The sequence below is a fragment of the Tenacibaculum sp. TC6 genome (assembly GCF_050606265.1).
Lineage (GTDB): Bacteria > Bacteroidota > Bacteroidia > Flavobacteriales > Flavobacteriaceae > Polaribacter.
The window spans coordinates 1-23142 of sequence record NZ_JBOCUK010000004.1 but is presented as its reverse complement, the minus strand read 5'-3'; the positions used below and the strand labels follow the sequence as shown (position 1 = coordinate 23142).

20 protein-coding genes are annotated in these 23142 nt (G+C 33.1%); 17 read left to right on the top strand and 3 right to left on the bottom strand.

The annotated features are described in order from the left end of the window. The first annotated feature begins 312 nt into the window (after nucleotides 1–312). The 17 genes from argH (at nucleotide 313) to ACQY1Q_RS03150 (ending at nucleotide 20238) form a co-directional block, all read left to right on the top strand. Nucleotides 313–1587, top strand: coding sequence for an argininosuccinate lyase (gene argH, locus ACQY1Q_RS03230; RefSeq protein WP_431003850.1), 1275 nt, complete (start codon nucleotides 313–315; stop codon nucleotides 1585–1587). A 607-nt stretch (nucleotides 1588–2194) separates the two neighbouring features. Further along, entirely contained in the window at nucleotides 2195–3262 is a 1068-nt protein-coding gene (locus ACQY1Q_RS03225; RefSeq protein ID WP_431003849.1) for an AAA family ATPase, read from the top strand. After that, the gene (locus tag ACQY1Q_RS03220) at nucleotides 3259–3927 is read left to right on the top strand and encodes a DUF4276 family protein (RefSeq protein WP_431003848.1); all 669 of its coding nucleotides are present in this window, start codon (nucleotides 3259–3261) and stop codon (nucleotides 3925–3927) included. The genes ACQY1Q_RS03225 and ACQY1Q_RS03220 overlap by 4 nt, the downstream gene beginning before the upstream one ends. Before the next feature lie 275 nt (nucleotides 3928–4202). Then, on the top strand, nucleotides 4203–4904 hold the full coding sequence (locus ACQY1Q_RS03215; protein ID WP_431003847.1) for a DNA-binding domain-containing protein: 702 nt from the start codon (nucleotides 4203–4205) through the stop codon (nucleotides 4902–4904). Nucleotides 4905–5447: 543 nt separating this feature from the next. Next, nucleotides 5448–5996 (top strand): HdeD family acid-resistance protein, encoded by a 549-nt coding sequence (locus tag ACQY1Q_RS03210; protein ID WP_431003846.1) that lies wholly within the window; start codon nucleotides 5448–5450, stop codon nucleotides 5994–5996. 1235 nt (nucleotides 5997–7231) lie between these two features. Further along, nucleotides 7232–8272: a methyltransferase domain-containing protein gene (locus tag ACQY1Q_RS03205; RefSeq protein WP_431003845.1), complete on the top strand. Its 1041-nt coding sequence runs from the start codon at nucleotides 7232–7234 to the stop codon at nucleotides 8270–8272. Between the two features lie 308 nt (nucleotides 8273–8580). Beyond that, nucleotides 8581–11004, top strand: coding sequence for a plasma-membrane proton-efflux P-type ATPase (locus ACQY1Q_RS03200; protein WP_431003844.1), 2424 nt, complete (start codon nucleotides 8581–8583; stop codon nucleotides 11002–11004). Between the two features lie 9 nt (nucleotides 11005–11013). After that, a complete protein-coding gene (locus tag ACQY1Q_RS03195) occupies nucleotides 11014–12297 on the top strand; it encodes an MgtC/SapB family protein (protein ID WP_431003843.1) in 1284 nt (427 codons plus the stop codon). A gap of 13 nt (nucleotides 12298–12310) precedes the next feature. Further along, nucleotides 12311–13060 (top strand): polyphosphate kinase 2, encoded by a 750-nt coding sequence (gene ppk2 / locus ACQY1Q_RS03190; RefSeq protein WP_431003842.1) that lies wholly within the window; start codon nucleotides 12311–12313, stop codon nucleotides 13058–13060. 13 nt (nucleotides 13061–13073) lie between these two features. Further along, nucleotides 13074–13463: an STAS/SEC14 domain-containing protein gene (locus ACQY1Q_RS03185; protein ID WP_431003841.1), complete on the top strand. Its 390-nt coding sequence runs from the start codon at nucleotides 13074–13076 to the stop codon at nucleotides 13461–13463. A 68-nt stretch (nucleotides 13464–13531) separates the two neighbouring features. Further along, nucleotides 13532–15289 (top strand): APC family permease, encoded by a 1758-nt coding sequence (locus tag ACQY1Q_RS03180; RefSeq protein ID WP_431003840.1) that lies wholly within the window; start codon nucleotides 13532–13534, stop codon nucleotides 15287–15289. A gap of 253 nt (nucleotides 15290–15542) precedes the next feature. After that, nucleotides 15543–16835, top strand: a complete 1293-nt coding sequence (locus tag ACQY1Q_RS03175) for a serine hydrolase domain-containing protein (protein WP_431003839.1) — start codon at nucleotides 15543–15545, stop codon at nucleotides 16833–16835. 21 nt (nucleotides 16836–16856) lie between these two features. After that, on the top strand, nucleotides 16857–17420 hold the full coding sequence (locus ACQY1Q_RS03170; protein WP_431003838.1) for a Crp/Fnr family transcriptional regulator: 564 nt from the start codon (nucleotides 16857–16859) through the stop codon (nucleotides 17418–17420). Between the two features lie 120 nt (nucleotides 17421–17540). Beyond that, nucleotides 17541–17738, top strand: coding sequence for a tautomerase family protein (locus ACQY1Q_RS03165; protein WP_431003837.1), 198 nt, complete (start codon nucleotides 17541–17543; stop codon nucleotides 17736–17738). 6 nt (nucleotides 17739–17744) lie between these two features. Continuing rightward, nucleotides 17745–18488, top strand: a complete 744-nt coding sequence (locus ACQY1Q_RS03160) for an SDR family NAD(P)-dependent oxidoreductase (protein ID WP_431003836.1) — start codon at nucleotides 17745–17747, stop codon at nucleotides 18486–18488. A gap of 11 nt (nucleotides 18489–18499) precedes the next feature. Continuing rightward, nucleotides 18500–18868: a nuclear transport factor 2 family protein gene (locus tag ACQY1Q_RS03155; RefSeq protein ID WP_431003835.1), complete on the top strand. Its 369-nt coding sequence runs from the start codon at nucleotides 18500–18502 to the stop codon at nucleotides 18866–18868. 122 nt (nucleotides 18869–18990) lie between these two features. Next, nucleotides 18991–20238, top strand: coding sequence for an alpha/beta hydrolase-fold protein (locus ACQY1Q_RS03150; protein ID WP_431003834.1), 1248 nt, complete (start codon nucleotides 18991–18993; stop codon nucleotides 20236–20238). A gap of 29 nt (nucleotides 20239–20267) precedes the next feature. Here the strand turns inward: ACQY1Q_RS03150 and ACQY1Q_RS03145 are convergent, their stop codons facing one another. The 3 genes from ACQY1Q_RS03145 to ACQY1Q_RS03135 form a co-directional block, all read right to left on the bottom strand. Then, nucleotides 20268–21050 (bottom strand): LytR/AlgR family response regulator transcription factor, encoded by a 783-nt coding sequence (locus tag ACQY1Q_RS03145; RefSeq protein ID WP_431003833.1) that lies wholly within the window; start codon nucleotides 21048–21050, stop codon nucleotides 20268–20270. After that, nucleotides 21050–22105 carry a sensor histidine kinase gene (locus ACQY1Q_RS03140; RefSeq protein ID WP_431003832.1) on the bottom strand — a complete coding sequence of 352 codons (1056 nt, stop codon included), beginning with the start codon at nucleotides 22103–22105 and terminating at the stop codon, nucleotides 21050–21052. The genes ACQY1Q_RS03145 and ACQY1Q_RS03140 overlap by 1 nt, the downstream gene beginning before the upstream one ends. A gap of 73 nt (nucleotides 22106–22178) precedes the next feature. Then, nucleotides 22179–22919, bottom strand: coding sequence for a hypothetical protein (locus ACQY1Q_RS03135; protein ID WP_431003831.1), 741 nt, complete (start codon nucleotides 22917–22919; stop codon nucleotides 22179–22181). Nucleotides 22920–23142: the final 223 nt, after the last annotated feature.

Sequence of the window (23142 nt, the reverse complement as noted above, 5' to 3'; positions counted from 1 at the left end):
TGTATTACAAACTTAATGAGAACAAAGAAACAAGAAAAGAGAAACAAGGCATCTTTGCTCTAACAGCGAAGCGGTCTATTTTCTTGGCTCTAAAATTACCGTCATAACGAGGAGCCATAGCGACGTGGTTATCTCATAAAGAGAAGCACTAACCGCAAACAGATTGCCACGCTTCGCTCGCAATGACGGCGTATAATAGATTTAGAATTTTGTTAGTTCACTTGTTGTAGACTAAATCTCAACAGAATGAGTTACAAACAACTTAGAGACCTCTCACATAGGTTCGAGGTGACATAATAAAAACATATAAAAATGAAACTTTGGGACAAAGGATTATCCATAGATAAAAAAATAGAGCATTTCACGGTTGGGAATGATAGAGAAATAGACCTGCATATTGCTCCGTACGATTTGCAGGCCTCGTTAGCACATGCTAAAATGTTGGCATCTATAGGCATTATTACTGCTGAAGAACTGGCATTGGTAACCACAGGCATCCAAACTTTACAGCAACAGGTAACCGACGGTACGTTTGTAATTGAGTCGCAGTTTGAAGATGTACATTCTAAAATTGAGTTTGAATTAACCCAGCAATATGGTGAGGTAGGTAAGAAAATACATACCGCACGTTCCAGAAACGATCAGGTGTTAGTGGCTTTGCAGTTGTATTATAAAGAGAGCTTACAAGATATTTTAGAAAAGACACATACGCTTTTTAATACCTTATTGCAGTTAGCAGAACAGCATAAAACCAACTTGTTACCGGGGTACACCCACTTACAAGTTGCCATGCCTTCCTCTTTCGGGTTGTGGTTTTCTGCCTATGCCGAGTTGTTAATTGACGATGTACATTTGTTACAGGCTGCTTTAAAAACAGTAGACCAAAATCCGTTAGGCTCCGCAGCAGGTTATGGTAGCTCTTTTCCTATTGACAGAGAACTAACCACCAAAGAACTAAACTTTGCTACGTTAAAATACAATGTGGTAGCCGCACAAATGAGCAGAGGTAAAAGCGAGCGTACCCTTACCCTAGCATTGGGAAGTGTAAGCAATACCTTAGCGCGTTTTGCCATGGACATCTGCCTGTATATGAGTCAGAATTTTGATTTTATCTCATTCCCTGATGAATTAACTACGGGTAGTAGCATTATGCCGCATAAAAAGAATCCTGATGTGTTTGAGTTGATTAGAGGGAAGTGTAATAAAATTCAGGCTGCTTATACCGAAACCTTGTTACTCACCAACAATTTACCTAGTGGTTACCATAGAGATTATCAGTTATTAAAAGAAAACGTGATTCATGCCGTGGAGAGCTTAAAAGAGGTATTGGATATTTTTGACTATGCCATTCAGCAAATCATTGTTAAAGATATCGACCTACACGATGAAAAATACAAGTATCTGTTTACGGTAGATAACATCAATACGCTCGTAGAAAATGGGATGAGCTTTAGAGAGGCCTATCAGAAAATTGGCGGAGAAGTTACCAACGGCACCTATACTCCTGACACCTCTAAAAAGCATACACACGTAGGTAGTATTGATAATTTATGCTTGGAGCATATTCGAAAGAAGTTTAATCAGTAAGCAGTTGGTTGTTGGCTCTTAGCACCAAACAATAAATTAAACCGTCATAACGAGGAGTGATAACGACGTGATTATCTTATAAAGGAATTAGGAATCAAGAATTGGTAAACCGTCATTCCGAACGATAGAGAGAAACCGTGAGGTTCAGCGTAGCTAAATCTCTTTAAAATAAGTAACAAGCATTCTTTAGACCTCTCACATAGGTTCGAGGTGACATAATAAGACGTCATAACGAGGAGCCATAGCGACGTGGTTATCTCATGAAGATTAGCTGTTAGCCATTGGCTCTTAGTACCAAACAATAAATTAAACTGTCATAACGAGGAGTGGTAACGACGTGGTTATCTTATCACTGTTAACCAACATCTTATAAATATACAATACTTAACTTTAGTACCCTTTTACAAAGCAAGATTCTTATAGGTCTTGCTTTTTTTATAAGTAACATTATTGATAAATAATAAAAACATACATCCAAAAAGTATAATCTAATCAAACAGTACTATGTATTTATTGATTACCTTTAAATCTAAATAATTATTTTAGTCTCAAAAATTTTGTTTAAACTATTACCTTTGAATAAAATTTAGAGCAAAGTCTTAATCATATGCTTAATAATGTAAAAATAGAAGGTTTTAAATCTATTAGGGAGTTAGATTTGAATTTGAATCCAATTAATATACTTATTGGATCAAATGGTGTAGGAAAATCAAACTTTATTTCCTTTTTTAAACTCGTCAATAATATTTATGAACAACGACTTCAACAATATTCCTTAAAAAGTGGACAAGATAATTTATTATATTATGGGCGTAAACAAACAAGTTACATAAAAGGTTATTTAGGTTTTGGAGATAATGCTTATTCTTTTGAACTAGAACCAAATGAAAGTGGAAGTTTATTTATTACGGAAGAAAGAAGCATTTATTATCCAGCTCGTAATAATACTTATTTTTGGAATTCAAATATTCAAGAAAGCTTAATTAAAACTTCTAAAACAAACAGAGACTATTATTTAAGAGATTATTTAGAAAGTTATAAAATTTATCATTTCCATGATACCGGTAATACAGCGCCATTAAGAACCCCGTCTAATATAAATGACAATAGAATTTTAAAAGAAGATGGAGATAACTTAGCTGCCTACCTATACTTTATGCAAGAAAAACATCCTAAAGCTTTTAAAAGAATTGAAAAAACAGTTCAATCAATTGCTCCATTTTTTGAACGTTTTAACTTGCAACCAGATAGGCTTAATGAATCTAGAATTAAATTAGTTTGGAACGAAGTACAACATCCTGACACTTATTTTGATGCGAGCCATCTTTCAGATGGTAGTTTAAGATTTATTGCTCTTACAACTTTGTTATTACAACCAAAATTACCTAAGGTAATTATAATTGATGAGCCAGAATTAGGGTTACATCCAGTTGCTATAAACAAACTAGCGGGACTTATTAAATCAGCTTCAGAAAAAGAATGTCAAATTATTGTCTCAACACAATCTGTTAATCTATTAAACAATTTTAAACCTGAAGATATTATTACAGTTGATAAGGTTGATAATCAATCAAGTTTTACTCGTTTAAATATTGAAAGTTTAAACGAATGGTTAAAAGACTACTCGATAGGAGAATTATGGACTAAAAGTATTATTAAGGGACAACCAGTATGAATAGATTAATTATAATTGTTGAAGGAGATACAGAAAAGGAGTTTGTTAATACAATTTTATTACCTTATTTTAATAGTAAAAAGTTTTATAATATTGATTGCTTTAAAATTAAACACTCAAAGGGAGGTTTAACCAAATATGAACATGTCAAAAAAGATATTATAAATACTATTTTTGAAACAGGTGCAATTGTAACAACTTTAATTGACTTTTACGCTCTACCTAAAGATTTTCCCCAATTCAGTGAATCTCTTAGATTTTCAAATAAAGATGAACAACTCTCTTTTTTGGAAAATGCTATAAAAGAAGATATAGAATCTACTAAAGGTAAAACATTTGATAATTTACTACCCTATATTCAACTTCACGAATTTGAAGCTCTTGTTTTCTCTTGTATAAGTGGAATAGAATCTTTATTTGATGATAATGAGGCTGATTTTATTGGAATTAAAAAATTAATTACAGAATTTCCAAATCCAGAATATATAAATAATGGTTTAGAAACTGCTCCATCAAAAAGGTTAATAAAATTAATAAAAGGATATAATAAAATTGTAGATGGAGTTTTAATATTACAGGAAATAGGCCTACCTACAATACGAAAGAAATGCTTACGATTCAACAACTGGTTAAATAACTTAGAGCAAAAACTAAATATTAATTAACTTTTTTATATTCTATATTTTATAAAACGAGTCTCTAATATACAAGAAAGCTCTCCCCCAGCCCAAAACGTTAAAAAACTCACAAAGTCAAACACTTAACTACAAAAACTTTTATATTCGTATCAGCTATAAAAAGAAATTGTTTGTAAAAGAAAATTGCTGCATTCTACTTCTTTACCCCACAACATACAATTATACACTTTTAGTAGCTAAACTCCCATTATAGATGATAATAGGGAACTAGGAAAAAGTATATTAATCTAAAAACCAATATGATGAAGTATTATTTAGTAGACAACAAATTGACAGAAGAAGACAATTACTCGGCACGTATTTTAACAGAGCGCACCGTAAACCAAGAAGCATTGATAGAAAAAATGCTTAGCAAACGTAACTTAGTGAGTAAAACCGATATTGTAGCAGTACTGAACTCTTACTACGAAGAAATTATACAATGTATTAAAGAGGGCGACAACCTTAACTTACCCCTTGTAAATATTGGTTACTCTATTTCGGGAGTGTTTGAAACCGAGGATGCCAATTTTAATGCAGATACACATAAACTGCATGTAAACCTTAATGGCGGAAAACTTATCAATGACATAAAAAATAACATTCCATTACAAAAAGTTCCTGCACCGGTTACCAATACCTTAATTAATAATGTAAAAGACCTTGCTACACAAACTACCAATACCAACCTAACACCTAACTCGCTATTTGAGGCAAATGGTGTCCGCCTAAAAATTGCGGGAGATCAACCCGAAGTAGGTTTGTATTTTGTAGCGGTAGATGGTACCGAAACTAAAGTAGATCTATTAGGTCAAAACAGTTATAAAAAGATTTTGGCGCAGGCTCCTGCCCTTGTTCCCGGTACCTACCGTATTCGAATTAAAACACAGGCAACAGGAAATTCGGAACGCTTCCTAAAAAATGTAATGGTAACCGACTCTTCATTTACTCTTACTGTTGCTTAATATACAACACTACTGTTGTCCACCACATAACACTACTGTTGCTTTCTTAACAACAGTAGTGTTTAAAGTTTCAAACAAAATATATTTTGATTTCAGTAGCGCTTGGAATGAAATGTAACTAATTTTGTACTTCGGCTACGCTCTGCAGAGCTATCGAGAAGTACTCGAATAGTTCTCGATACAATTTTTATTTCGTTACCACTCAATAAAAATCACTCGAACTGACAGTAACCGTTTGAGATAACCACGTCGCTATTACTCTTCGTTATGATGGTTTACTTTGTAATAGTAGAGCTATTTCCTAATTCCTAACCCCTAAATACTAGCATCTTTATCATATAAAAAAGGTTGAGTTATTGAATAAAAATAATGGCAAAAAACAACTATCACACACTTTTATTTTATAAATTTAGAGTGTTCTACATAGATAAACTTTATTACGTATATACGTTCTTATATCACATTTAAAACTAACATTTTAAGCTAAATGAAACTTCAAAATAAATATCTTCATAAAAAATTAACTAACTTAAATATTCAATTATGACCACAGAAACTACCACTACCAATAAACATTGGTGGGTAAACACGTTAAAAGGAATTTTATTTATAATTATCGGTTGCATTGCTTTATACCATCCGGGAGAGGCGCTGTATACAATAGGCTTATATATTGGCTATTTTATGCTTGTTTCCGGTATTTTTTACTTATTTGCCTTATTTTCTAAAAAGAACAACGATCGTTCTAAAAGCTGGTATTTAATAGAGGGACTGCTCGATGTTATTTTAGGGATATTAATTGTTACAAGTCCGGTATTAACAGTAACAGTTCTTCCTTATTTTATTGGTTTTTGGATTGTTTTCTTGGGCATTTCCCAACTGTCTTTTTCTTTTGGTTTAGATAAGGGCTTTTCAGGAATTAAAACTTGGTTTATTGTTTTGGGAATTATTTCCTTATTTTTTGGTTTTATGATTATCAATAGCCCTTTAATCTCCGGAATTCAGCTTACGGTACTACTCGGAATATTCTTTTTAGCCTACGGAATTGTTCAAACGTTTGCTTCTTTCAAATTAAAAAACACATCTCTTTAAAGGTCTCAACATAAGTTTTTAACCTCATCATATAAAAAGTATAAGCTCTTAGGCTTATACTTTTTTATTGAGATTCTTGCAGTGTTGTTTTTGGCTTGTTTAAAATGATGTTAATTATTTAACAAATCCTACATCATAGTAGCTAGTGCCTCTTCGAGTAAAATTATTGGAATGAAATGTAACTAATTTTGTACTTCGGCTACCCTCAGCAGGGCTATAGAGAAGTACTTGAATAGTTCTCTATACAATTTTTATTTCGTTATCACTCAATAAAAATCACTCGAACTGACAGTAACCGTTTGAGATAACCACATAGCAATAGCTCCTCGTTATGACAGTTTGCTTTGTAATAGTAGAAATTAAAAGTTAGATAGTAGAAGTGTTTCCTAATACCAAATTCCTAAATACTATTGCCTTTATAAGATAACCACGTCGCTATCGCTCCTCGTTATGACGGTTTATTGTGTCACCTCGAACCTATGTGAGAGGTCTCAAAGTTGTTCGTAACTCATTTTGTTGAGATTTAGCCTGCAACAAATGAACTAACAAAATTCTATATCATAGTACCTAATGTCACTTCGAGTAAAATTATTGGAATGAAATGGAAATAATTTATATCGAGAAGTACTCGAATAGTTCTCGATACAATTTTTATTTCATTACCACTCAATAAAAACCACTCGAACTGACAGTAACCGTTTGAGATAACCACGTCACTATCGCTCCTCGTTATGACGGTTTATTGTGTCACCTCGAACCTATGTGAGAGGTCTCAAAGTTGTTTGTATCTCATTTTGTTGAGATTTAGCCTGCAACAAATGAACTAACAAAATTCTAAATTTATTATATATAGTCATTGCGAGCGAAGCGTGGCAATCTGTTTGAGGTTAGTGCTTCTCTTCATGAGATAACCACGTCGCTATGGCTCCTCGTTATAACGGTTTATTGTGTCACCTCGAACCTATGTGAGAGGTCTCAAAGTTGTTTGTAACTTATTTTATTGAGATTCCTCTCTATCGTTCGGAATGACGGTTTACCAATTCTTGATTCCTAATACCTAATTCCTTCATAAGATAACCACATAGCAATAGTTCCTAGTTATGACAGTTTTATTTTTATTCTGTACTAAGACCAATAGCTAACTACTAAAAGCCAACCTTCAAAAAAAGTATCTCTTGCTTACAAAAAAATGGCTACTTTTACCGCTAATTCAACACTAAAACCAACTTGCTGTTATGCTTGAAAATTACCATGAAGAAATTGAATCGTACTACGATGAATCGTTAAGAGATTATGAAATTGTTTGGCAATTAAAGCATTCTATGGCTTTACACTATGGTTTTTGGGACAACGATACACACACCCATCGTCAAGCGCTTTGGAACATGAACTTTCAGGTAGCCAAGAATGCACAAATAACCAAAGATGATTTGGTTTTAGATGCCGGTTGTGGTGTGGGCGGAACGTCTTTTTTCTTAGCTAATAACATTGGTTGCCGCGTACACGGTATTTCTCTTTCTAAGGCGCATGTACACCGTGCTTTGGAATATCAGAAAGATAACGACCCAAAAAACTTAGTGGAGTTTTCTTGTCAGAACTTCTGTGAAACGTCTTTTCCTGATAATACGTTTGATGTTGTTTTTGGTATTGAGAGTATTGTACATGCTGATGATAAAGCGGCCTTTTTAAAAGAAGCTTTCAGAGTTTTAAAACCGGGAGGACGCTTATTAATTTCTGACTACTTTTTAAGACATCCGGAAAACCAAAAAGAAAAAGAGGTGTTAAGAAAGTGGGCTAACTCTTGGGCTATTGACGACTTTATTTATGAGGATGATTTTTTAGCAGAAGTAAAAAACGTTGGATTTAATCCTTATTTTTTAGAAGATATTTCTCAAAATGTATATCCGTCTGTAAAGTTAATGCACCGCTCATACTATCCGGGAGTGGTGATTAGTAAAGTGTCTAATTTCTTCGGACGCAGAACAGACAAGCAGTTAGAAAACAGTAAATCGGGTAAATACCAATATACCTCTCATCAGCAAGGGGTATGGAACTACAAACACTTTTTGGCCTTTAAAGATCCTGAGAAAGTATATGCTTCTTTAGACGAATTTATTACCAATGATAAGCCTTGTGAAGTGTATGTAGATACAGAGAGGTTTCAAGAGCGTTTTCCTATTCTTTCTAAAAAAGGATTCAAACCAAGAAACATTCTAAAAAGGGTCATGCATTTTTATCTTGAAAACGGTATTAAAAACCCTAACAAAACTTTTTAGTATAATTTATAAAACCATTGCTTCTGCTTTTACTTTACAACTTTACTTAGTAAAGGCAGAAGTTTTACTAATAGCGTATTGCTAAAACTCACCATAAGCACCTTTTATTTTAAATACGCAATTTTCACCAATTTATTCTTCCTTATAAAAACTAATCTTTACTTAAAAATTAGTACCTTTATATGGTAACTCACGGTTACCTAAAAACATTGCAACCTAATTAAAAGAATGCTTTCAGAACAAGCCAGATAATACTTCCTCGTAGTAAAAGGCATTTTTTATAAAGAGTACTAAAAAGTAAAAATCGGATGAATCAATCGAATCAAGGTGCTATCAAAAACCTATCCGTAAAAGAACAAATGACCGCTCTTCACACAAGTGCTTCCGGTCTAACCTCAACAGAAGCCAATAAACGTCTTAACTCGTATGGCCCAAACGCTTTAGAAGAACACAAAACCAATGTAGTTCTTAAATTTTTAAACTATTTCTGGGGTCCTATTCCCTGGATGATAGAAGCGGCAATCCTCCTTTCTGCTTTAGCAAAACATTGGTCAGACTTTTTCATCATTCTTACCCTACTCCTTGCTAATGCTTTTATCAGTTTTTTTGAAGAAAGGCAGGCTAGTAATGCCATCACTGCATTGAAAGCCAAATTAGCTACCAAAGCAGAGGTTTTAAGAGATGGTAATTGGATTACTATAGAAGCTACTCATTTAGTACCTGGTGATATTATTCACATTCGTTTAGGTGATATTGTTCCTGCTGATGTGATATTACTTGAAGGTGATGCTATTGAAGTAGATCAGGCAGCCTTAACCGGAGAATCACTTCCGGTAACGCATACAACTGAAGATGCTGTTTATTCAGGTTCAATTGTTCGTCAAGGTGAAATAGATGCTTTAGTTACTGCAACCGGTAGTAAAACTTATTTTGGTAAAACCGCCAATTTGGTAGCCGAAGCACACACAACCAGTCATTTTCAAAAAGCGGTTCTTAAAATTGGAAACTACTTAATTGTTTTGGCACTCATTTTAGTAACTATTATTAGTAGTGTTGCTTTGTATAGAGGAGACCCATTAATTACCACGTTACAATTTGTATTAGTGCTTACTATTGCCTCTATACCTGTGGCAATGCCTACAGTGCTCTCAGTTACTATGGCTGTAGGCGCAAAATTACTAGCTAAAATGCAAGCTATTGTTAGTAAACTTGTTGCTATTGAAGAATTGGCTGGTATGGATATTTTGTGTACAGACAAAACCGGAACGCTTACTCAAAACAAGCTAAGTTTAGGTACACCTTTTACCTTAAACAGCTACACATCAGACACCGCTATTTTATATGCTTCATTAGCTTCAAAAACCAATAACAATGATGTTATTGATATAGCTATTATTGAAGCGTTGCTTCATAAAGAAAGACTTAAAACCTACCAAGTTTCAGAATTTGTTCCGTTTGATCCTATACATAAACGAACGGAAGCTACTGTTTTAGACGATAAAGGAAATACCTTTAAAGTTACTAAGGGTGCTACACAAGTTATTTTAAAAATGACTGAGCTAAACAGTGCTGATAAACTCACCGTAGAAAAAGCTATAGAAGATTTTGCCGAAAAAGGATACAGAGCCCTTGGTGTTGCTAAATCAACAGAAGAAGATAAATGGGATTTTGTAGGAATACTTCCTTTATTTGATCCTCCTCGTGAAGATTCTAAAGAAACCATTGCTACAGCTCACAATATGGGGATAAAAGTAAAAATGGTAACAGGAGATGCTATTGCCATTGCTAAACAAACAGCTAAAGAAATGGGAATGGGAGGGCAATTTTTTGACGCCGGTGTTTTAGACGCCTCAAATGAGTCAGCCTCTAAAGAAAACTTTACTAAAATAGAGCAAGCCGATGGTTTTGCTCAAGTATTTCCGGAACATAAATTCAGATTGGTAAGCTTACTTCAACAACATGGCCATATTGTAGGAATGACCGGAGACGGGGTAAATGATGCTCCCGCCCTGAAAAAAGCAGATTGTGGTATTGCTGTATCCGGCGCCACTGACGCGGCTCGTGCTGCTGCATCAATAGTATTGTTAACTCCGGGACTATCTGTAATAATTAAAGCCATAGAGGAAAGTAGAAAAATATTTCAGCGTATGAATAGCTATGCTATTTATCGAATTACGGAAACTTTACGTGTGTTGTTTTTTATGACACTCTCTATTTTGGTTTTTAACTTTTATCCGGTTACCGCCATTATGATTGTACTACTTGCTTTGTTAAATGATGGTGCTATTCTTACCATTGCCTATGATAATGTAAAGTACAAAAACACTCCTGAGCAATGGAATATGCGTTCTATTCTTACTATTGCTACCATACTTGGTGTGGTTGGAGTTATGGCTAGTTTCGGATTATTTTATCTTGGTGAAAAAGTATTTCATCTTGATCGTAATACTATTCAAACTTTAATATATCTTAAACTATCCGTAGCCGGACAATTAACCATTTTTGTAACCCGTACACGTGGTGCATTTTGGTCTATTCGACCGGCAAAAATACTTTTAGGCACCACTTTAGCCACACAGTTAATAGCTACCTTAGTTGCTGTTTATGGCTTTTTAATGCATCCTATTGGATGGAAATGGGCCGGATTAGTATGGGGTTACGCCCTGCTTTGGTTTTTTATTTCAGATGTTGTAAAACAAATAGCCTATCGTATTATTGGTACTCAAAAATAATCTTTTAGTATGCACTCTTCTTTTGATATAACTACCTTATTCCCTACAGATTTTTACCGTTTTGTAGTGGTAACTGTTTTTTCTCTTTTATTAGGGCTTGAACAACGTATTAAACATTCTTCCAGCAATACCTCAACCATATTCGGAACCGATAGAACCTTTACATTTATTGGTATTTTAGGGTTTGTTTTATATATTATTCAACCGCAAACCTTGCTACCTTTTATGCTGGGTGCTCTTATATTAGGAGGGTTATTAATTACTTTTTATCTTAAAAAAATAAATACTGAAAATAACTATGGTATTACTACCATTGTACTTGCTTTTATTACCTATTGCCTGGCTCCGTTGGTATATACACAACCTCATTGGCTGGTTATTTTACTGGTTGTTGTTTTATTAGTGTTGGAAGAATTGAAAAAGCCTTTGTATGACTTTTCTCAAAAAATGAACAATGAAGAGTTTATAACCTTAGCTAAGTTTTTAGTGATGTCCGGGGTTATCTTACCCTTGCTCCCTAATCAATCCATTTCACCTATTATTAACTTTTCACCTTATAAATTCTGGCTTGCTATTGTAGCTATTTCCGGAATTTCATATGGTAGTTACTTACTTAAAAAATACATCTTCCCTCAATCGGGAGTTATACTTACCGGTATATTAGGAGGTATGTACAGCAGTACTGCCACTACTTTTATTTTAGCTAAAAAGAGTAAAGATATTGATGAGCCCCGTAAAATATCGGCAGCCATTATATTGGCTACATCCATGATGTTTATTCGTATTTTTGTTTTAGCCCTTATTTTTAATAAAAGCATCGCTTACCATATAGCTCCTGCCTTTGGTATCCTTTTTTGTATATCATTAATTACTGCCGTTGTTATGCTATGGCAAGACAAAAAGCTTCAAAACTCCCCTAAAAATCCGGTACATATAGAAAACGCATTGGGAAACCCGTTAGAATTAAAAACAGCATTTGTATTTGGTGTTCTCTTTGTCTTTTTTTCTGTACTTACTCATTATGTAACAGAAGCATTCAGTACACAAGGAATTAAAATATTGTCTTATTTAGTAGGGGTTACTGATATTGATCCGTTTATAATTAACATTTTACAAAGCAAATATAATGTTACCGAAGGTGCTCTGGCAATTGCCATTATTAATGCCGTTACCAGTAATAATTTATTAAAAATGATGTATGCCATATCGTTATCGGCAAAATCTATACACCGATATATTATTATGGGGTTTTCTGCGCTAATCGTTCTTGGAATTATACTTGCTTTCTTATAAAAATCAACATAACATGTCTAAACACAAAAAGAAATTTCACGAACTCTATATAGAGTTAACAAAACTTCAGAATGAAGTAATTAGTTCAGGCAAAAAAATCATACTCATTTTTGAAGGAAGAGATACCGCAGGTAAAGACGGTACCATTCGAGCACTCACAAAATACTTAAGTCCGCGTGAAATACGTGTGGTTGCTTTATCTAAACCCTCTGAAAGAGAGCAAAACGAATGGTATTTTCAACGTTATGTTTCACACCTTCCTTCAAGTGGGGAAATAGTATTTTTTAACAGAAGTTGGTATAACCGACTAGGGGTAGAAAAAGTTATGGGATTTTGTACAGATGAAGAATACAATGATTTTTTTCAACAAGTAAAACACTTTGAAAAAACATTGTTTCATGCCGGCATTCATATTTTTAAATACTATTTAGACATTAACAAAGAGCAACAAAAAGAAAGACTTCATGAACGAGAAGTTAATCCGTTAAAACAATGGAAAATAAGTCCGATAGATAAAGTGGCTTTAGACCATTGGGAAGCCTATAGCGAGGCACGAGATACCATGCTAAAAAAAACCAATTATGCGTATGCCCCTTGGTATGTAGTTAATGCTAATGATAAAGACAAAGCCCATCTTGCCATTATGAATCATATTATAAGCAGGTCTGACTATAAAAACAAAATAGCGTATAGTTATTTTTCTAAATTAATTACTAATGCTGAAAACGTGCATTTTTCAGAAGATAAACCTAACCACATATAATTAAATTTGCCCCATGTTACTACAACTGGAAACAAACCATACCCAAACCATTGCCTTTGAAATTGTTGATGGTTTTACAGAAAACGACGAGCTTCTTGCTCAAAAGTATTTTCAACAAAAAATTGATGAAGGACACGAGTATATTAACGTGTTAGTTAAACTAGACGAACTTAAAATTAATAAAAGCAGTACAAAGGCTTTTATGGAAGATATTATATGGCTGTTGAGGCATTACAAACAATTAGGAAACTTAGCTATTGTAGCCCATTCAAATATTTTAAAGGCCTTAGTACCTATTGATAATTTTTTCTTTGAAAGACTTAGAAAAGGGTTTGAAGAACGCTATTTTGATAGTTCTCAAATGGAAAAAGCCATGGACTTTGTTTCCGGTAAACAAGCTTAATTAAGTATCTTTAACCTGTAATTGACTATTGAAAAGATCATACTTCAATAAAAAAACACCCGTCTCTAATGAGTAAAAAACTAAATCAATTAGCTTCAACCGCCATTTGCGGTAACGACATCAGTTCGTCTGTTTTATATGTTTCTGCATTATCTATTGCTTTTGCCGGACAATATGCCTGGATAACACTACTGATTGTGTCGTTAGTTTTATTTCTATTCAGAAAAATTTACGGAGAAGTAGTAGGTGCCTTGCCTTTAAACGGAGGGGCTTACAATGCTTTGTTAAACACCACCAGTAAATCTATGGCTTCTTTTGCGGCTACCCTAACCTTACTTTCTTACATGGCAACTGCCGTAATTTCTGCCAATGAAGCTATACATTACTTACACCATATTGTCCCATTTTTACCTATTATTCCTATAACCATTGTTTTACTAGGCTTATTTACCGTTTTAACTATTGGCGGAATAACAGAGTCTGCCAAGGTAGCTATCGGAATTTTCTTATTCCACTTAGGATCCTTAGCTATATTAAGTGGTTTTGTCATCTATTATTTACTTCAAAACGGAGTAAGTACTTTTATTGACAATTGGCATTTACCCTTATCTCATAACGGCTCTATTGCCAGTGCTATATTTTTAGGGTTTTCTGCCTCTATGTTAGGAGTATCCGGTTTTGAAAGTTCTGCCAACTTTGTAGAAGAGCAGCAAAAAGGTGTATTTCCTAAAACCCTAAGAAATATGTGGGTTATTGTGAGCATTATTAATCCGTTAATGGCTGTATTTGCTCTTACCCTGTTTACCGTACCTACCTTACAAGGTGATGCTTACCAAAACACCTTATTAGTAGAAATAGGAAATCAAGTAGGTGGTACTAGTATTGCTGCTTTAATAGCTTTAGATGCCTTTTTAGTTTTAAGCGGAGCTGTACTTACCAGTTTTGTTGGGGTTACCGGACTTTTAGAGCGTATGACTTTAGATAGAATTATGCCTCCTTTTTTCTTGAAAAAGAATAAAAAAGGCAGCTCATATCGCATTATTATTATGTTCTTTTTACTGTCTATCTCTGTGTTATTAATTACCAAAGGTAACGTAGCTTTATTAGCAGGGGTATATACCATTTCCTTCTTATCTGTAATGGCACTTTTTGGCGTTGGTAACATTCTGTTAAAAGTAAGAAGACAAAAATTACCACGCCCGGAAAAGGCTTCTTGGTTTGCGGTACTATTTGCCATTAGTGCGGTGTGTATAGCCTTAACAGGAAATATCATTATGCCGTCTAAAGACAATCTTCCAAGTAACTTAACCGTGTTTTTATATTACTTTATTCCGGCTATACTTTTTATCATAGCCATGTTAAACAGAACTTTGTTATTAAAGTTATTGCTAAACATTGTAGATGCTATGTTTAACCCGATACGAAAGTCTATAGAACGACTGGATAGAAACATTCAGCATACTATTAATAAAATTAATTCGCAAGAGTTTGTATTTTTTACCAAACGAGATGATATTGCTACGCTTAACAAAGTAATGCTATACATTACCAGAAATGAGCATACTAAAAAACTTAAAATTGTAATTGTAAAGAATGATGCGGTAAAAGTACCTGAAAAACTTAAAGAAGAGCTTGAATTTTTAGATAGAGAATACCCTGAAATAGATATTGAATTTATTATTGAAGAAGGTGTTTTTTCTCCGCAAATGATTGCTAACCTTTCTGAAAGATGGAACATTCCTGTTAATTTTATGTTTATAGGATCTCCCGGAGATAAGTTTCCTTATAAAATTGAAGAGTTAGGGGGCGTACGATTAATTATTTAATTAACGATTAGTATGGAGTTTAATTAAGTGAATTTTCAGGTATTTTGTACGTTTATAAAAGTGAAGTAACAAGTACCCAAAAAGTTCTTTACAAAATATTTTGCTTAAGTATATTACAACCATTTCAATGCAAATTAAAAAAACACTATTCGGACTACTTAGCATAGTTCTTTGCAGTTTTAGTATAAATTCTCAAAACAAACTAAGTAATAAGGATTTTATTCGAAAGACACTTACTAGTGAAATTCTTAAAATGATGAAAGAAACGGGAATTCCTTCCATATCTATTACATTAATAAAAGAGGATACTATTATCTGGTCTGAAGCATTCGGGTATTCCAACAGCAAACATCAAATACCCGCAACAACAGCTACTCTTTATTCTACCGGATCAACGGCTAAACCTTTTTTAGGAGTAGCCATTTTACAGTTGGTTGAAAAGGGTGTTTTAGATTTAGATGCTCCGGTAAATAATTACCTTCCTACCCCTATTCCGTCTTTTTCAAAAAACAGTAAGCCTATTACACTCAGGCATCTGTTATCTCATCAATCCGGCATACCGGGTTCTGCCCATTTTATACCTTTATGGGGAAACGAGCATCGTAAAACATTAAAAGAAATTGCTTCTGAAATAAAACCTGTGCGTAAGCCTGAGCAATCTTACGAATATTCAAATGACAGTTTTTCAGTTGCTGCCTTAGCTATAGAAGAGCAAACCGGCATGAGTTATGGTGAATATATAAACACATATATTCTATCTCCTCTTGAGTTATCAGCTGTTAATTTTACACAACCTAATGCAAAAATGGTTGAAGAAATAGCCTTACCTTATAAACTTGTTTACAATAAAGCGCTACCTATTAAGCAATTATATTCACAGTCTTTCCCTGCCGGAGGTAACACATACCTGTCTCCTACACAAATGTCTGCTTTTTTAATAGCTCTTTTAAACAATGGAGTTTATAAAAATAAACGTATTCTAACAACAAAATCAATACAAGAGTTAAAGCACACTTCTTTTGGACATGAGTATTATGGTTTAGGTATAGGTCTGGAAACTGAAAACTCTAAAAAGTATTGGTTTCATAATGGACTACAAGAGGGATATACTGCTTCTTTCAAATTAAACATAGCATCAAAAACCGGGGTTTATTTAATGGCTAATACAACAGTAGAAGAACCTTTAAATAAATTAACTCAGTTAGCAACGGAACTCTTAGAAGGAAAAACGCAATACACTGCTATTCCTTCTTTTGCTACTCAACAATATATTCCTATTAATATACCAGCAAAAGAATTAGCAATGATAATAGGAGTTTATACAATTGACGGAACGGAGTTTAACTTAGAAATTAAGGAAAGAAACAATAAAATCTATTTAATAAATCCGGCTAAAGTTACTTTTGAAATCGCTCCATACTCAAAGAATAAGTTTTATTTGATAACAGAAAATGAACAACTCGAATTTAAATTAGGTAAGAATGCTATAGAAAGCTTAATCTTGTACTCAAAAAATCAACAAATTATTGCTCATAAAATAAAGTAACGATTTCTTTTTATTATTAAAATGACACATCCTTTACGACGCCACATTGAAGAGATTATTAGCCTTACCGACGAAGAATTTACTTATATTCTTAGCTTTTTTGAGTCGGTTACCAAACGTAAACACCAGTTTTTACTTCAAGAGGACGATACAGCCACTAAAGAATATTGGGTGGTTAAAGGTTGTGTGAAAAGTTATTTTTTAGATAGTAACGGAAAAGAACATATACTTCAATTTGCTATGGAAAATTGGTGGATTACCGATTATGAATCGTTTGTAAAACAACAGCCTTCAAAAACAGCTATTGATTGTTTAGAAGATTGTGAGCTGCTGTATATTACTTATGAAAACCGTGAAAAGTTAACCGCTTCTATGCATAAAATGGAACGTTTTTGGGCCAAGAAAAGTAAAATAGGAAGAATTGCGCTTCAAAAAAGAATAGTATCACTGCTGCAAAATTCTGCCAAAGAGCGTTATGACCAGCTGTTAGAACAGTATCCTACCCTTTTTCAACGAGTTCCTAAAAAAATGATTGCTGCCTATTTAGGGGTATCCAGAGAAACATTAAGCAGACTTAATTCGTAGTTTTTATATCTTTTAATTACTCACCAATGTGACCTACCTCACTTTAAAGAAGTGACTTACCTCCTGTGTATAGTTACCTACTTGCCGCAATTTTGTAGCATAATATTAAACATATAAATTATGCCATACATTAACATTAAAGTTACTGACGAGCAAGTAACTCTAGAACAAAAACGCTTACTTATTGAAGGAGTTACCGAACTTATGGTAAACGTACTTCAAAAGAACCCTGCAACTACTCATATTGTTATTGATGAAGTTCCTTTAGGAAATTGGGGACATAATGGTAAACAATATACGGGAACTAAAAAACACTAATACATCATGAAAAATAAAACTGTAATTATTACCGGAGCTTCTACCGGAATTGGTAAAGAAACTGCGAAACTTTTTATTGCTAAAGGATGCAATGTGGTTATGAATGCCGCTAACCAAGACAATTTACTAAACACGTACAAAGAACTAGGCGCTCCTTCTAACGCTGTATATTTAGTTGGCGATATTAGTAAACAAGAAACCGGTAAACAATTAGTAGCCTTAGCTATAGAAAAATTCGGTACTGTAGATGTATTGATAAACAATGCCGGAATTTTTGCTCCTAAACCTTTTTTAGAAGTAGAAGAAAATGATTTAGAATTGTACTGGAACGTAAACTTAAAAGGTACCTATTTTACCTCACAAGCAGCCATTCCGTACATGGTAGCGCAGCAAAGCGGAAGCATTATTAATATAGGAACTGTGTTAGTAGATCATGCCATTGCCGGTTTTCCTGCCACTGCCCCGTTAATGAGTAAAGGTGCTATTCATACCTTAACCAGACAACTGGCTGCCGAGTTTGGTAAAGATAATATTAAGGTGAACACCATAGCTCCGGGAATTATCAGAAGTCCGTTACAAGGCAAAATAGGTATTGAAGATGCTGATAGTTTAGCCGGACTACATTTATTAAACCGAATTGGTGAAGCTAGTGATATTGCTGAAGCGGCTTACTATACTGCTTTTTCAAACTTTGTTACCGGTGAAACTATTAATGTAGCCGGAGGTCATACAGTTGGACACGCTATTTAAAACACAATTATATGTATCAAGAACATTTAAAGGAAATTGAACAGGTGATTACCAACTATTTTGAAGGTATTTTTTATGGCGATGTTACTAAGTTAGCAACCTGTTTTCAGCATCAAACACCTATATACGGTGACATTAAAGGATCTGAATATGTTAAACTTTCTGAAGATTACCTTGAGGGAGTGGCTAACAGACAAGCGCCTCATGACCTCAACGAGTCGTTTAACATGAAAATTATTGGAATTGATATTATGGGAACCATTGCTATGGCTAAACTACACGTACCTATGTTAGGCTATAATTATTACGATTATCTTTCACTAACTAAAATTAACAACGAGTGGAAGATTGTTGCTAAAATTTTTACACATGTAGCTTAATTATATTTCAAAACGGTTTAAGTTTTAACTTGAACCGTTTTTTATTTTACTAAAAACCTTTTACATTTATTTTTTCTATTAAGTAAACTATATTCAACACGCACTTCAATTACATAAACCCCATGAATAAAATACTCATATCAACTATAATCGGATTGACTTTTCTTTTCCTACAATCTATTAAAAGTCAAACTAAAAATAAACCTCAGTTTTTACAAAAAGTTGGTGTTATAGATAGTATGTATTCAAATACATTAAAGGAATATAGAACGTTTTATGTACAACTACCGGAAAGTTACCATGCTAAAAAAAAGTACCCGGTTGCTTACATTTTAGATGGTGAGGTTTTTCTTCCTACTGTTAATGATGTGCAAAGATATTACAGCGGTGGTTTTACTCCGGAAATGATCTTAGTAGGTATTTCAAACGCCAGCAATAGAACCAGGGATTTAACAACCTCTAAAATTGATAAAAAATATGGTATGCCTTTTACCGAAAAAAATGGTGAAGCATACAATTTTAATAAATTCATAGGTAATGAGCTTATTCCTTTCATTGAAAGTAAATACCCGGTTACTCATTTCAGAACTTTAATTGGTCATTCTTACGGAGGCTTATTTGTTATTTACACATTACTTAATACTCCTGAACTTTTTACTAATTATCTTGCTATTGATCCAAGTTTAGATTGGGACAACCAAAAGTTATTATCAGATGCCCAACAGGTTTTCTCTGAAAAAAACTATCAAGGCAAATCCTTATTTATGTCTTTAAACGGACAATTAAACCCACAAAACCCTAATATTACAATAGAGTCTGTAATGCAAGACACTTCAGAAATAACATTGTTTTCCAGAGCTAATATTGCTTTCTCTAATATGATAAAACATCATAGTAAAAACGGGCTAACGTATGCATGGAAGTTTTATCCTAATGATATACATGGTACCATACCGTTTCCGTCTATTATGGATGGTTTGCTATTTAATTTTAAATGGTATCAAATGGAAAACACTGACAAGTTCAATTCTCCAAACACAACTAAAGAAGAATTATTCAATTTTGTTAATTATCGTGCAAAGAAACTTGAAACTCATTTCGGATATATGGTTCCGCCATACCCGGAAGATCTTTTTGATGCTCTTGGGCATATGAGTATGGATATGGGTGCTTTAGATAAAGCTAAAATGTTTTTTGAGTTTGCTATAAAATTTTACCCAAACAATGCTAATAATTATATGTCTTTAGCTGATTTCTATGAAATGAATAACGACTATAAAATGGCTTTAAAATTTGCAACTAAAGCATTTGAAATTAGTGGTGATAACAGCCATGCACAAAAACTCAAAAGCATTAAAGAAAAGATTTAAAAAACAAGTTATACAACTATTTTTATGAACTAAACCCCCAACCAACTATTAAATTCTGCTGTTTTATTTTGACTGGTTTTTAAAACCGTTTCGCTATTTTGTATGTTAATAGCAACTATATTTTTAGTATACCTACTTATTTTTTCTATGTAATTTCTGTTGAGTAGCTCACTTCTATTTATTTTAAAAAACACAGAAGGATTCACCATATCTTCTATCACTTTTAAAGAAGATTGATTTAAAACATGCTTTTTAGTATGTGCATCATAGGCTACCACTATTCCATAGTCTGCTTGAAAATAAACAATCTCCTCTATTTTTAAAAAATACGTGTATTGTGATGTTTTTACCGCTATAAACTCTTGGTAATTTTTAGATACTTTCTCTTCTTTAGTTGCTAAAAAAGCTTCGAGTTTTTGTAATACACTGTTGTTATTATCAACAGCCATAGAACTTTTTAAACTTGCATATTTACCAACTGCTTTTTCAAAACGCTCAAATGAATATGGCTTTAATAAATATTCAATTCCACTGGTTTCAAAAGCATGCATCCAAAACTGGTTATAGGCTGTAATAAAAATTATAGGAATTTGAATGGCTAATTTTTTATAGGCTTCAAAAACATTACCATCACGCAATTCAATATCTGAAAAAATTAAATCGACATCAGTAGCTGTTGTAAAAAACTCTAAAACTTCTTCTACTGTTTCCAGCTCATCCACTATGGTAATAGGCTGCGGATAACTTTCTATGTACTTTTTCAACTTTTTTCTGGCAGGTAACTCATCTTCAACAATCAATACTTTAATCATTATACAGTAGGTTTGGTTGTGGTTATGAATGGTAAAGTTACTTCAAATTCTTCTTCTGTTTCTCGTATTTTACAAGCTGTTCCGGTAAGTATCTCAAACTGTTTTGAGAGATTAGCCAACGCAACTCCGTTTCCTTTTCTTTTAGAAGCATACAAGAGTTTCGTATTTATCACTTTAATTCCATTCGCTTCTGTAATTACAATTTTTATCGGTTTGTCTAGTGTTCCTTTATTATGCGTAATTGCATTTTCTATAAGTACTTGTAAACAAAACGGAGGCACTAAAATGTCTTTTGAATACAATGCTTCATCAATTTGCAGTTGATAATAACCTCTGTATTTTTCTTCCATTAGCTTGAAATACCCTTCTGCAAAAAACAATTCTTCTTCTAACAAAACCAATTCTTTATCAGCACTATGCAAACTATATCTATACAATTCTGAAAATCGGTTTAAAAACACAGAAGCCCTTTCCGAATCTTCCTCTATCAGTTGATCTAAACTATTTAGATTATTAAATAAAAAGTGAGGATTTAATTGGTTTTTTAATTGTGTGATTTCATTTTTAGCTTTACTAATCTCATAAGCTGCTACCTGCTTTTGATACTCCACATTTTCTTTATAATATAAATAAGCTAATGAGAATCCTCCAAAGATGATAAAGTCTATTACTGAATTTATATTGACGTATACTATGTGATAAAGAGAACCGAAGTTTCTGGAATAGGTATCAAAAATAAGTGAAATAATCAATCCAAAACTATTACCAATTATTAAATAAGTTAGCAAACCTATTCCGAAAAAAAGTACATACCTCTTACTTATTGAGGTTTGCTTTTTTGAGCTTTTATTGATACGGTTTTTGATAAAACTAATCCACCAAAAAATAAAAGCTGCTTTAAAGAAATACCAAAAGGGCGCATCAGGATAAAAAGTAAAATCTTTCCATGAATCTGAGTTTCCAAATTGATTTTTTAAAAGAAAAATCCAGCAAAAGAAAAAAAGAAATGCTAAGAACACTGCATTTTCTTTAAAAAAAGTTGTTTTTGTTTTCATATCCCTACTCGCAAATATATATAATTTGCGATGAAACTTATCGTCATAACTTCATCGCAAACGATAATTCTTTCTATTTACTATCTGGCCATGTACTTACCACTTTTCCTTTTTCATCATAAGCTTCCAGTTTAATTTTATTATCCTCATCAATAATAAACTTAGCTCTTACTCCTCCATTTGAATCAAATAAAAACAGTCCATTTTGTTTTCCACTTGTTTGCCCTAACGCTATTCTTGGTACGCCACCTATCATTCCCTTTTGCTCATACTCCATATATTTAGCTCTTCTTTTAACCGGATCTTTAATTTCTTTTAGTTCTTCATTAATTTTTTTAGCCATTTCTTGCGTTTCATTATCACCTCTATCATTAAATACCAACCTTCCTGCTTTATATCTTTTTCCATTTCTTTTTTCATCAGTTGTAATTAATTGCATTACCTGATCTCCGTCATATTGATCAAAAGTTAACGACAATCCTGAACTATGCCCTTTTTCTGTTTTTTTTCCGTCATATATAAATCCGCCACACTCCATTCCTTCTTCATTAAAGAAAAGCATTCCCGCTCTTTTTTTTCTCTCATGCATAACATGTCCGTTTACCTCATCACCTTTTGACGGAAAATTATCAGCATTGGTAATCAACATTTTTACCGTACCGTCATTTTCAATAATATTAATTCTTTTTACATCTATGGTATCAAACTGTGTATTGCCTTTATTTTTAAAAGCTACTGTGGTTACTATTCCTATAGCAGCAGTGATACTAACGGCAAATGTTCTTAAAAATATCAGTTCTTTTTTTGTATTCATTTTTGTATGTTTTTAGTATTAGACACTTCAAAAGTATTTTACTGATTATCTTTTTAAAATAACAACTCGATGAACACAGGAATAAAAATGATAAACTAAGGAATTTAGAAAATAAGCAACCTATCTACTATTTTAAAAACTAAAAGTTGTGTCGTCCTAAAAAACCATTACAGTTTTTTAGTATGATTAAAGATATAAAATCTCTCAACAAACATGTGTTTGT